This window comes from Acetobacter fabarum (assembly GCF_029069195.1).
Taxonomy (GTDB): domain Bacteria; phylum Pseudomonadota; class Alphaproteobacteria; order Acetobacterales; family Acetobacteraceae; genus Acetobacter; species Acetobacter fabarum_A.
Genome location: NZ_JARDYK010000008.1, coordinates 1 through 12195 on the forward strand (window position 1 = coordinate 1; position 12195 = coordinate 12195).

The following is a 12195-nucleotide window of genomic DNA, read 5'->3' on the forward strand; positions in this document are numbered from 1 at the left end:
GCCGCCAGGTCTTCCAGTCTACCCTCACAAAATATAATCAACGCAAAATCATTACTCTCACCATCGCGGGGTGGAGCAGCCCGGTAGCTCGTCAGGCTCATAACCTGAAGGCCGTAGGTTCAAATCCTACCCCCGCAACCATGAATTATCCAATATAAACAGCATGTTAAGACGCCCATCGGGCGGATTTTTGCGTTTGGGACATACGCGCAGGATGCGTATAGGATGCAAATGGGACTGAAAGCGCAGCGTAGTTATGGGCTCATAACGAGGGTTTTCACGATAGCGTGATTTCTGCTGAATGGTCCGTTGTTCAGTGGAAATTGCGCGATCTGACGACGAGGCGTTCTTCAACACACAAACCTGCCTGAGCAATTCTGTGCAGGTACCAAAAGCTGCAATACAATTTCGTATTCCGACAGTATCTGATTTTTTCATTCCACTTAGTGTCGTTAGACGCGGTCTGCCCTCGGCATCTGCAGCCTCTTTGATAAATGAGGCCCAATATAAGCGAATGGCAAAAGCAATCGGCTGTGAAACTGTCGCAATCAAGGCTGTAGTCATGATTGAGGCAGCTCCTAATCAACCGACTTTTGATATTCTGAACCGACCACAAATTCTTTATGAACGACACATTTTTAAAAAAATGACACACAATCGTTTTGACGCGATCGCCCCGGATATTTCCGGCACAGTCCGTGGGCCGGGAGAGTATGGAGGGTACAATAAGCAGTATGAACGGCTCAATGCGGCAATGAAGCTAGATAATGAAGCTAGATTACGATGCAGCTCTCAAAGCGACATCATGGGGTGCGTTTCAAATCCTGGGTGAGAATTTTCGTCGTGCTGGCTATGGTTCTGTATCTGATTTTGTTCGTGCTATGGGTGATATTAATAAACAGGCTGATGCTTTTGTGGGACTCAATCTTTCTAATAGTAAAATGCGGCGCGCTTTGATCAACAAAGACTGGGCAACATTTGCGAGTGTTTACAACGGTCCTACGTACTACAGGTATAATTATGGCAGACGTATCAAGGCTAATTACGAAAAAATAATCATGAGCATGTTTATTCAAAACCCACCCGCTAAAAATGATATAGGCACGGCTTTTTTAAGAACGGCATGGTCTCAGAGAACGCAGCAGGAACTGAAGCAGCGGAAACCGTGAAATATCTGGCGTAAAAGACATGACTGTTGCAGCGTGCGACGGCGATATTTTCTTATTGTTTCGACGTTCACCGAACTATCTCGCCAAACGATAGTTTCTAAGGGCTGAATGCACGGCGTTGCCGTTCGGGCCAAATTTCCTATATGGCTATCTTAATCAGACATATAGAAAGAGTATAGAATGAAACATGGATGTATGTTCTTAATCTTTCTATTCCTGATTGTGACCGGGGCAGCCCAGGCGGCAACGCCATCTTATGACGTTTATGGATCGTGGCTGGTTGCATGCGACAATATTTTGACCTGCGAAGCCAAGGGGTTTGTACAGGGTGATGACGATGTCACTTCGACCATGCCCGACAACAGGTCAATCAACGGATCGGTTGACCTGCGTTTTATTCGTGATGCTGGACCGGATGGTGTGATTGAAGCGCGGCTGATCGCCGGGTTTCCTTTTGGCCTGGCGGATCTGCGTGTGGACGGCAGGCCGTTGTTGCTGGACCGTTCGGCATGGACACTCAACACACGGGACGGAATCACAATCCTGTCTGGCAAACAGGCTGAAGTCGTTGCGGCGTTTGTGGCGCAGTTGCGCGACGGGGAAACACTGCAGGTACGTGATGGGATTGTGCCATTGAACGGGTTCAGTGCTGCAATGCTGCACATGGATGACCGACAGGGAAGAGTGGGCGGTGTAACGGCACTGATCCGCGCGGGGACAAAATCAGCCAGCGGCGTACCCCCCGCGCCATTACTGCCGCCCGCTCCATCTGCTCATCGCTCCATCGTTCTTGCCCGCAGAGAGCGGGACCGTTTGATGGCGTGGACAGAAAGAACGCAGGCTAAGCTCATAAAAAAGCAGAGTTGTGATAGCCCGGATAAAGGAACTGATAATCTTCTGGAAACAGGAGTTTACGAGTTGGACAAGAATAATGCGCTTATCCTGTTCGGGTGTTCGATGGCGGCATATCAGGGAGCGTCTTTGGTTTTTGTTGTCCCGCGTACCGGCACTGGCCAGCCTGAGCCCGCCAGCCTGCCAAGTCCCGTCCTGATCAAGGGGGACACAGGCGGTGAAGGAAGTATTGTGACAAGCCCTGATTTTGATATGGCGACTGGAACTCTTACGGACTTTTACAAAGGCATGGGTCTGGCTTATTGCGGTGCTTCTCATGAATGGCGGTGGGATGGCCACCATTTCGTTCTGACGGGGATGACCTTTCAGCTTGGCTGTGGCGGCAGCATGTCGGGTGACTGGCCTGTTCTGTATCGATCGAAGGTTCAGCAAAGGGAACAGAGGATGGAGTAGGCAGGTTCTGTTTGGACGATTTCGTTTGCCTGGTATCGTTGCCATGTTGAGTGTGGCGCTGGTGGGCCGGAAAACGTGCGGATCGGATCAAGCTCTGCTATGTGAGGCGGCTCCGCGAGAGCGTGAATAAAGTTGTGACCTTGCCCTGAATTCAAACGGCTATTGCAGTCTTCCCACCCTATTGTAAGGTCATGTTCATGATCCGACGTATTTTATTGCTGGTTCTGGTCACAATGGGCGGCTGTACATACGCAGGAGCCGAACAGCAACCTTATGCGACAGATTTCCGGGTCTTCAACGGCACCCGGTATGCCAACGCAGACTATCTCGATAAAGCCGGTCTGGTGCCCTTTACATCCGTATACGATATCTGGAAGCTGACATGCGACGAGACCCAATGCTCCAATGTTCCGATCGAGAGCCAGTTCAAGAAAACACTTGCCAGCTATGTAGCGCAATTCCGGTCAAGCGCGTTTATTGCGTTCGATTTCGAGAAGATCGTGATTGACAGGGCAGATTCCACAGCGCAGGCCAATAACGAGGTTCAGCTCTTCAAAAAATTCATTGCCTGGACGCGGGACAGTTACCCTGAAGCAAAAATCGGTATGTATGACTATGATTTTAATTCGAAGTTTCTCGACATAAGAGCAAAAATCTATCGGAATGGCGGGTTCGATTTTTTTGCACCAACCCTTTACCAGAGATGGCCCGACCATGACGCGTGGCATGTGCACCTGCATGCGGCCGTAACAAACGATCGTGCCATCAATAAATCACTCCCGATATACGCCTATATCTCGCCTTACAGAGCCGGGGTGGCAAAGAACGGTTTTCTCAGCGACATAGAATGGTCCAGCCAGTTGGCCGATGCAAAGAGAGCCATTAACGGCGTGATCATATGGATGCCGGGTTCGACGTCCGCCAGACTGGAGACACAGCAGAGCTGGGAAGAAGCTTTGCGGCACATCATATCCAACAAAAGGCACTAAACAGTCCATCGTGGAGAGGACGTATTTATAACGGGCATGTGGAAGGTTCCAAAAACTTTCTGGTTTTGAGGTATTGCCTGTAATTCTGCCCTTTCTTGGTCTGGGTCTGTCAGACCACGTGCCTGAAGCCCAGACGGTCTGACTGTTTTGCGAGCACCTGACGCAGGCGGGGTAACTGATGCTCCGCACCATGGGGACAAGGAGTGTGCCGGACTGCGTTTCGATTGTAGTCCGGCACGCATTCCCCCGGTGGCCCGAGGCATGAAAAAGGCCCTGGCGACAAAAATGGCGAGACGTTTTTTTGACTAAGCTACCCGCGTCATACGGGGCAGGGATTGAACCTGCGTCTGCGGTTTCCCGCCGCTCTACCTGTAGTCCCGCCGGCATTCGCCAGGCGTATTCAAATTGGCTGGGCCATGATCTGCCCGACCCAGTGTGAGGCTTCCATCTGACCTGACGCAAAGGTGGCCATCTGGTCAAAGACCGCATCGGAAAACCCGCCGATATTCAGGATATCATCCCGTTCAGCGGCCTGCGCTGTGCCGTAGGGCTGGATATCAATACAGACGAGACGCGCCGCAGGATTGCTGAGCTTCAGCCTTGTCCACTCAAGCATCATACCCGTTGGCTTTCCTTTCGCCTGCGCGTTACCCCATGACTGATTATCCGACACAAACACAACAAGGTCAGCCCTCTCTTTCCGGGCGTTGAGCCACGCCAGCGGTGCCGCGCAATCTGTGCCGCCTCCGCCCAGTTCCGCAAGGCGGCGGGCGTTGGTCAGGATTGTATCACGCGGCTCCAGAGTGATGTCCCGTACCTGAACCTCAAAAGGCAGGATCCGGGCCGCCGGATTGTTGCGCTTGATGGCCGCAGCCACAAGGGCTGCAACATCAATGCACCGCACCGCTGTTGTGGCGCTGCCCCTGTAGCCTGTCGCCGGTGAGAGCATGGATCCCGAGACATCGGGGCAGACCACCACGCGTCCTTCAAAGCGGGGCACATTGTCTACCGCGCGTTCCATGGCATCATGCAGTGCATCCCGCAAAACCGCAGGAACTGCCGGGTCCAGTGCGCGCAGGGTTGCAAGCAACTGGTAGGGCAAAGCCTTGGCAGCCTTGATCCGTTCCCGGTCACGAAGCACATCGGCAACGTGCGCCACAACGGCAGGATCAGCAAACGCGCTGTTGCGGGTCAGCATGTTCAGCGCCTGCCGCAGGGTCTGCCAGGAGGCCATGCGGGCCACCGCGCCCCACTGCTGAGGTGAAAGCGTCAGACTGCCCAGCAACTGGAACGGCACAGCAGGAACATGCTCCGACTGACCCGCACGGAAGGCCAGCAGTTCCTGCACAACAGTAGGCAGCGCCGAGACATCGGCAGGTCTGTCGATCAGCCATGCATAGAAGGCTTCGCGCTGGGCATTGCCCGGACGAGGGTGAACCATGCGGATAACGTCTGCCAGAGACGGAACATTCCCAACGGATGCCGCCAGAAGCTGCGCGTCAGACGCAGTATTCAGCCAGTCCTGTACCATGGCCTTGGGGCGGGACCCCAGAGATTTGCGGCCCGTCTTCCCCGATCGCATGATCTGCACAAAAGTCCGCAACATACGCCCAGATGTGATGACCTTTGAGAACACACGGCTAAACAGCGCCGGATCACGACCGGACAGGACTGCCAGCAGCAGAGCGGGCGTATCCTTCATATGTCCCTTATCCCGTGCAAAAATAGCGGCACGGGCAAGGAAATCCGGGCTGACGGTATTAGCCAGTTCGATCAGGTTGCATGTCTGTGTCTGTGCATCCGTGTAATAACCACCGCCGAAAGTTCCGGTCATGGCAAGCTGAGCCAGCTTGTGGGGCGGGGTGAGGTCATAAGCGGCAGCGCCTGCCGCGTTATGAATGTCAGTCTGCGGTGCAAACCGCCCCGGCAGCGACGCAAACACGGATCGGTTTGCCATGAGTTTGTTTCCTTTCGTCTTCACCCCTCTTTTTTGCCAGACCGGGAAAAAAAGAAAAAGGAAAACGAAAATTTTCCATAACTTATTGTTATTAAATGATAATATTCGGTTTTTGGTGTGTCGCCCACAGAAAATATTATCTGGATTTATAAGGATTTATCATTTTATATAAGGGTATGCGTAATGTTGTTATTGGCTTCCTCGGGACCACCCTTGATCGGGGTCGTCGCCGGTCATGGCGTCCCTCGGTGCAGATTTGTGCCCAGTCCGATTTTCGGGTTGATCGGCTCGAACTCCTGTACGAGCAACGTCATTTGCGACTGGCGGAACATGTGGCGCGCGATATTGTAGCACTCTCCCCCCAGACGGAGGTGCGTCTGGTCGATATGGAACTTTCTAATCCATGGGATTTTCAGGAAGTTTACGGAAAGCTTTATGATTTTTCAGAAGGATATGGATTTGATGAAGATCGGGAAAATTATTACGTCCATCTGACAACGGGCACGCATGTCGCCCAGATATGCTGGTTTCTGCTGACCGAAAGCCGCCATATTCCCGCTCGCCTGCTCCAGAGCGCCCCTCCACGTGCAGATGAGGCGTCGCACGGTACCATCGACATCATTGATCTTGATCTTGCGCGCTACAATGATTTGCAGCGCCGTTTTGAGGCCGCAGCACGAGAACATTCCTATATGCTGCGTGGTGGTATCCCGACCCGAAATGCAGCCTTTCATAACCTGATCGAGCGGCTGGATCAGGTTGTGACCCGCTCGGATGAGCCGGTTCTGCTGGTCGGGGAGGCTGGTGTTGGCAAGACAACCCTGGCGCACCGCATTTACGAACTGAAGCTTCAGCGCCGCAGGGTCAAGGGTCGTCTTGTGCATGTGCATTGCAGCGGGTTGCAAGGGTCTCATGCTATGGCGGCTTTATTTGGCCAGAAGCGGAATGTGACGGGGCAGGCAGGAACCGAGCGGGCCGGATTCCTGAGCGAGGCTGAGGGAGGCGTATTGTTTCTTGATGATATTGACTTGCTGCCCCTCCCGGAACAGGGCCTGCTGCTGAATGTGCTGGAGAGCGGGCGTTATTATCCCGTAGGGTCTGATACTGCACGGAGTTGCCGTTTTCAGCTGATTGCCACGAGCGGTCGAGACCTGCCCGCACTGGCGCAGGAGGGCCTGATGCGCCCCGACCTGCTGGCGCGGCTGGCATTATGGGTCTTTTCTCTGCCGCCACTGCGTAACCGGCGGGAAGATGTGGAAGCCGAACTGATGCATGAACTGGAGGAAGCCGAGAGAAGCCTGGGGTGCAAAATCGGTTTTAACGTGGATGCAAGGACGCGGTATCTGCATTTTGCCAGCGATCCCGCCATGCCATGGTCTGGGAATTATCGGGATCTGTCGGCGTCAGCCCGCAGGCTGTGCACACTGGCAGAGCGCGGGCGCATTACCTTGCCTATGGTGGAGGCGGAAATTGCGACCCTGAGCGGCCAGTGGGCCGCCACCCGGCGTGATGGTGATTTTGCGTTGCTGGCCGAATTATTGCCAGACCCTGCGCGTGTAGACGAGTTTGATCGTGCGCAACTGGCGGCTGTTGTGCGGGCGTGCCGTGAGGCATCCTCTCTGTCCGCAGCAGGGCGACGATTGTTTGCCATATCCCGGCAGGGTAAGGTCAGTCAGAACGACGCTGATCGCCTGCGCAAATATCTCGCTCGTTTTGGCCTGAATTGGGAGATGGTTTCTGGTACGTGACGGCGTAACGGCAGGTACGGCTTGGCGGATACAGGTCTGTGCATCTTGGTGCATTGGAGATGACGGGTAGGCTGCCAAGATCAGGCCTGATGGGTAACCCCCGGTTTGAGCCGGGGCCGGTTGCGAATTATGCCGATTTGTGGCATCGACTTGAGAATTGGTCGCAACTTCGTATTGGACGGACGAGGATCTGAGCCTCTGGAGGGGGTCTTGCGTTGAACCGCGCACGCACATCGCTGGAGCTTTATCAGACTCACCGCGCCAGTCTTCTGTCCTACGCGACCCGGCTTTCGGGCGATCAGGTAGTCGCCGAGGATATTGTGCAGGACGTCTGGCTCCTGTTCAGCCGACAGCAGATCGAGACGATCGCCGCTCCGCTGAATTACCTCCGCACCATGGTCCGTAATCTGGTGATCACCCGTGGGCGCAGGCAGGCGCTGGAAGCCACTGCGGGCACGGATTTTGAAGTCGCAACGGCGGAACTGGCGGACGGGCAGGTTTCGCCCGAAGAAAACGCCGCTTCCCGCGAGACGATGCAACGCATTATCGACGCGATTGCCGCATTGCCCGACGAACGCCAGAGGCGGGCAATCTGTATGTATCATTTCGAGGGAATGAAACTGCGGGAAATCGGCACATGTCTGGGGCTGTCTCTGACACGTGTTCATGGCCTTATCGAGGAAGGCATGGTGATCTGCGACCGTGTCCGTAAGGAAGGGCAATAACGTCGCGTGTGGTTTCGAATTCGACGGAAAAAAATCTCTCGCCGCGCATCTGTTAGAGTAGACGGCTTTTCGATTCCTGCTTCAGGTGCAAGATCAGGGTGGCTGTGGCCGTGCGCTCCGGGAGGCTTTGCTTGTCATGACTGAACGGAAGACGCCAACGCAGGCTGCGGCAGGCTGGTATCTTTTTCTTCGGGACTATCCGGATGACGAGGATATGAAGCATCGGTTCGCCGAATGGCTGGCGAGCGACCCGGCGCATGCCCGGGCGTGGGAGGACATGAATGTGACGGCCTCCGTCATGGCTGGGGTTCCACGCATTTTGCACATGCCAGCGCGCACCTCTGCTACGCCCGTCCTGCATATGAACGCGTACCGCGTTGCCCGTCGGTTCCTGCCCGGCTGTGCGCTGGCTCTTGCGGCGGCTTGTGCCGCACTCGCTTTTATGCCCCCCGATATGCTCGTGCGACTGAGCGCTGATCATTATGCACCGGTGGCCCAGACGCGCGATATCCGTCTGGCGGACGGCAGTGAAATCATACTCGCCCCGCGTGCGGCCGTATCCCTTACGATCAATGGTTCAGAGCGGGGTGTCCGTCTGCTTCAGGGCGAGGCTCTGTTTGATGTCCGCCATGACCCCACGCGGCCGTTTCGTGTGACGGCCGGTCATGTTACAGCCACCGATGTCGGCACGGTATTCGATGTCCGGATGGACGGCGATGCCACGACGGTTGCCGTGCGCGAAGGCGAGGTTCATGTGGCCTCCGCCCGATCTGGCATCATTGAACGGAATCTGCACGCGGGCGAATGGGAGCGGGTATCCGGTACGACTGCCACCGCAGGCACCGCACCTGCTGCGACCATTGGTGCCTGGCGTGACGGAACGCTGATCGCCCGTGATCAGACTGTTGCAGCTCTGATTACCGCCTTGCGTCCGTGGACAGCCGCAAAAATTGTTCTCACAGACAGCGAACTGGCGAAAAAACGGGTTACCGGGACATACGACCTGCGGCAACCGGAAGCGTCATTGCGCCTGATCGTTGAAGCCTATGGTGGTCAGGTGTCTTCACTGTCGTCTTGGATCGATATTGTCAGGGCACGCTGAAGAATTCCCACTCGCCTCTTTCCGCCACCGGTGGTGCCGCCGGTTGCTCTTCCGCCGTATTCCTGGTGGGTACCAGATATCAATCGTGTATGCGCCCGGCGTGTGCCGATGGACATAGCCTCTCCTGTGTGCTCAGACCTCGGAGGGGTAGGGATGATCGTTTTTGGGCGTATGTCATCCAGGTCAAAAAAAGAAAGACAGAAAAGATAATTATTTCAGCAAGATGTCATCATCATCCATTCTGTTCGTAAAAAAAATCCGTCGTTTGGGAGAAAAATCGCAGCGTCTTCGCATCTGTTGAGTTAGGAGCAACGAATGCGAATTAATTGCATTTTTGGCAGTTTGGCGGCTGAACAAGACGGAGAGCACAGCGACGATGAACCCTTTTACTGATTTTTCGACTTCTGCTCCGGCGGGCTCTTTCCCAAAAGCATTATTGGGTACGAACAATGCAAGTATTCTACGGTCTTGTGCTTCTGGGAAGCCGCTACGGAGGGCTGCTGTATCATTCCTTTTTCTTGCAGGAACCACAGCTTTTACGCCATTGGTCATGACAAAAGCCATTGCACAGACAGCAAGTTCCCATGATGGCCCGCCGCAGCCCGGATACGCGGCGCTATCCCCGCTCCACCCTGCGGGAGCAGGCATCAATTTCGACATTCCGGCTGGATCGCTCTCCGATGCGCTCGTGGCCTTCAGCACCCAGGCCCATGCGCCGCTGACCTCGCAGGCACCAGTACTCGCGGGTAAAACAACCGCTGGCCTCAGGGGTGCTTTTACTCCCTCGGATGCTTTGTCGCGACTTTTGCAAGGAACCGGGCTAAGCTACCTTCCAACGGGATCGCATGCTTACAAGATTGTTGCCGCATCTTCAGTGATCACGCTTGGCCCTGTCCGTGTCTCGGGCCAACTACGGCAGTCTCTTGCCGGTCTGCTGGATTTTGCCGATACGCTTCATAATGGCCGTTATTCGGCCGATCGTGTGACGGTTGCGGGCAAGTTGCCGCTTTCGGTACGTCAGATACCCAATTCCGTATCAGTTGTTACGCAACAGCGTATTCTCGACCAGAACATGATAACGGTTGAAGATGCGTTGCGCTTTACAACAGGCGTTACGGCAACACCGTATGGTGACGGTACTGCTTACTTCATGTCGCGCGGTTATACGCTTGATGTGCAGTATGACGGTATGCCGGTTGTTTCGGGCATACAGTATTTGCCGCAATTTGATATGATGATGTACGACCGCGTTGAGGTAATGCGAGGCCCAACCGGGTTGTTGCAGGGTACGGGGTCCGGTGCCGGGTCTGTCAATCTGGTGCGCAAGCACACACAGGACACGTTCGCTACCCATGTTGGTGTTCAGGCCGGTTCTTGGAATAATGTACACCCTTATATAGACGTCAATACCCCGCTCAATGCGCGTCATACTTTGCGTGCCAGAATTGTTGCAACTGGTCAGAGTGCGGACTCATTCGTTCATGAAGTGCATCAGTCCGAGGCGATGCTCTATGCGATTGTTGATTATGACATTGACGCGCAGACCCGGCTGACAGTCTCAGGTTCCTATCAACATTCTGATCGCGGACCGTTTGATTACGGGCGGTCTCGGTATACCAACAATAAATTCCTGAATTTTCCCAGAAGCGCGTTTTTTGGTTCTTCCTGGAACGATGCTCCGAATGACATGGGGGAAGGCTATATTAATATTACGCACTCTTTCGGTAAAAATCTGATATGGTCAACCAGTGTCATAGATCGATACGCAGAGTTACCCGGAATATATAGTTACATGGGGGGCGGCGTTAATTTCAGCACCAATTTATCAAAATATTTTGTACAAAGTAATTTCAATCGTCAAAACATGATTGGTGGGGATTCAAATATCAACTACAGGGTGAACATTATGGGACGCCCGATGGATTTTCTTGTCGGGACGAATATGTACCAAGTTTATACGCGTAGTCTCTACGGGTATGGCCCCACATCGACATTAAATATCTTCAATGCTGTACTGCCGAAACCTGATCTCCCCTATTCCAGCGGTAACGATACGACTACGGAGCAATGGGGTGCTTATGCACAGGCCCGGCTTCACCCTATCAAAAATCTGACTGTGGTTCTCGGTGGGCGTGTCAGCTCCTACTGGGCGGGCAGCCGCGTCATTCTTCCCGCGCGCTTGGCCCGCTCGGGCCAGCCGGGGGTGGAAGGCAAACTAACGCCAAATGCGGGTATCCTGTATGATCTGACGCGTGAGCTGACAGCTTATTTCAGCTTTTCGTCTATTTTCACACCGCAGACGGAACTGACCGCCTCTGGCACGGGATTGAAACCTGTTACGGGCAGACAGTACGAAGTCGGATTGAAGGGCGCTTTTCTTTCAGGAAATCTTCTTGCATCTTTGGCGGCTTTTCAGCTTGAAACGAATAACAGGGCTATCGGCGATCCAACAGATATGCGCTATTATGTCTCGTCCGGTCGTGCGCGCAGTCGGGGTGTCGAGGTTGAGATCAACGGACGCCCGTTGCCGGGGTGGAATATTTACGCTGGTTATACGTGGCTGGAGACGCAATATCTCTCTGATCCGGTATATGGCAATCTGAGCCTGCAACCAGAAGAACCAAGACACAACTTCAAGCTGTGGTCTACTTACACACTTCAACAGGGTGTATTGAAAGACCTGTCGTTTGGTGCCGGTCTGTTGGTTTCGTCCCGGACCTCGCGTGATTACGTTGTCTGGCAGGGTAGTTATACAATTCTGGATTTACAGGTTGGATACAAGGTTACGCCTCACCTTTCCACCACGCTGACGATGAATAACGCTACGGACAAGGTGTACTGGGCTCGGCTTCCTACAAACTACTTTGGAAGCTATGGTGCGCCGCGCAGTGTTATGGCAGCCATACGAGCCGATTTCTGACAAGGTGAGCACGATGCGGAGAGTTCTTTACGCGTTTGGATGACAATGCGCAGCCAGTCTTGCAGATCGGGAATGGTTTGCTGTAGGCGCAACTGTATCGTGCTCTGTTTTCTGCTCTGATCGGCGCATTTTTTTTGTACTGATGGCGATCTTCTTCATTTTGGCGATCGTTCTGGGCGTTTTATGGTTTGTTCATGAAGCGCCTGACGCGCTCCCCGATGATCCTGATGATGTCTTTGCCAAATACATTGGACGGCCATAATGGCCTGCTGGCGCACAG

Annotated in this window: 11 protein-coding genes and 1 tRNA gene; 9 read left to right on the forward strand and 3 right to left on the reverse strand. The window is 54.0% G+C overall.

The window, feature by feature from the left end:
- The first annotated feature begins 64 nt into the window (after window positions 1-64).
- Window positions 65-141 (forward strand) — tRNA-Met (locus PY793_RS10065).
- Here the strand turns inward: PY793_RS10065 and PY793_RS10070 are convergent.
- On the reverse strand, window positions 127-564 hold the full coding sequence (locus PY793_RS10070) for a hypothetical protein (protein WP_275177927.1): 438 nt from the start codon (window positions 562-564) through the stop codon (window positions 127-129). The genes PY793_RS10065 and PY793_RS10070 overlap by 15 nt on opposite strands.
- On the opposite strand from PY793_RS10070, the gene PY793_RS14200 reads away from it, so the two are divergent.
- The 4 genes from PY793_RS14200 to PY793_RS10085 all read left to right on the forward strand — a co-directional run bounded on the left by PY793_RS14200 (window position 563) and on the right by PY793_RS10085 (window position 3463).
- Window positions 563-832 carry an N-acetylmuramidase domain-containing protein gene (locus PY793_RS14200; protein ID WP_408744700.1) on the forward strand — a complete coding sequence of 90 codons (270 nt, stop codon included), beginning with the start codon at window positions 563-565 and terminating at the stop codon, window positions 830-832. The two genes, PY793_RS10070 and PY793_RS14200, sit on opposite strands and share 2 nt — an antisense overlap.
- The gene (locus PY793_RS10075; RefSeq protein WP_275177928.1) at window positions 768-1169 is read left to right on the forward strand and encodes an N-acetylmuramidase domain-containing protein; all 402 of its coding nucleotides are present in this window, start codon (window positions 768-770) and stop codon (window positions 1167-1169) included. The genes PY793_RS14200 and PY793_RS10075 overlap by 65 nt, the downstream gene beginning before the upstream one ends.
- Window positions 1170-1364: 195 nt before the next feature.
- Entirely contained in the window at window positions 1365-2474 is a 1110-nt protein-coding gene (locus tag PY793_RS10080) for a DUF1176 domain-containing protein (RefSeq protein WP_275177929.1), read from the forward strand.
- A gap of 197 nt (window positions 2475-2671) precedes the next feature.
- The gene (locus PY793_RS10085) at window positions 2672-3463 is read left to right on the forward strand and encodes a hypothetical protein (RefSeq protein ID WP_275177930.1); all 792 of its coding nucleotides are present in this window, start codon (window positions 2672-2674) and stop codon (window positions 3461-3463) included.
- Window positions 3464-3863: 400 nt separating this feature from the next.
- Here PY793_RS10085 and PY793_RS10090 read toward each other — a convergent pair whose 3' ends face one another.
- A complete protein-coding gene (locus PY793_RS10090; RefSeq protein ID WP_275177931.1) occupies window positions 3864-5420 on the reverse strand; it encodes a vWA domain-containing protein in 1557 nt (518 codons plus the stop codon).
- Between the two features lie 176 nt (window positions 5421-5596).
- Between PY793_RS10090 and PY793_RS10095 the strand changes: the two genes are divergently transcribed.
- From PY793_RS10095 to PY793_RS10105, 3 genes are all read left to right on the forward strand, one after another.
- Window positions 5597-7168 carry an RNA repair transcriptional activator RtcR family protein gene (locus PY793_RS10095; RefSeq protein ID WP_275177932.1) on the forward strand — a complete coding sequence of 524 codons (1572 nt, stop codon included), beginning with the start codon at window positions 5597-5599 and terminating at the stop codon, window positions 7166-7168.
- Between the two features lie 215 nt (window positions 7169-7383).
- Window positions 7384-7893: an RNA polymerase sigma factor gene (locus PY793_RS10100; protein WP_275177933.1), complete on the forward strand. Its 510-nt coding sequence runs from the start codon at window positions 7384-7386 to the stop codon at window positions 7891-7893.
- A 136-nt stretch (window positions 7894-8029) separates the two neighbouring features.
- The gene (locus PY793_RS10105) at window positions 8030-8995 is read left to right on the forward strand and encodes a FecR family protein (RefSeq protein WP_275177934.1); all 966 of its coding nucleotides are present in this window, start codon (window positions 8030-8032) and stop codon (window positions 8993-8995) included.
- A 210-nt stretch (window positions 8996-9205) separates the two neighbouring features.
- On the opposite strand, the gene PY793_RS10110 is transcribed toward PY793_RS10105, so the two are convergent.
- On the reverse strand, window positions 9206-9547 hold the full coding sequence (locus tag PY793_RS10110; RefSeq protein WP_275177935.1) for a hypothetical protein: 342 nt from the start codon (window positions 9545-9547) through the stop codon (window positions 9206-9208).
- Between PY793_RS10110 and PY793_RS10115 the strand changes: the two genes are divergently transcribed.
- Entirely contained in the window at window positions 9546-11915 is a 2370-nt protein-coding gene (locus PY793_RS10115; protein WP_275177936.1) for a TonB-dependent siderophore receptor, read from the forward strand. The two genes, PY793_RS10110 and PY793_RS10115, sit on opposite strands and share 2 nt — an antisense overlap.
- Window positions 11916-12195 lie beyond the last annotated feature (280 nt).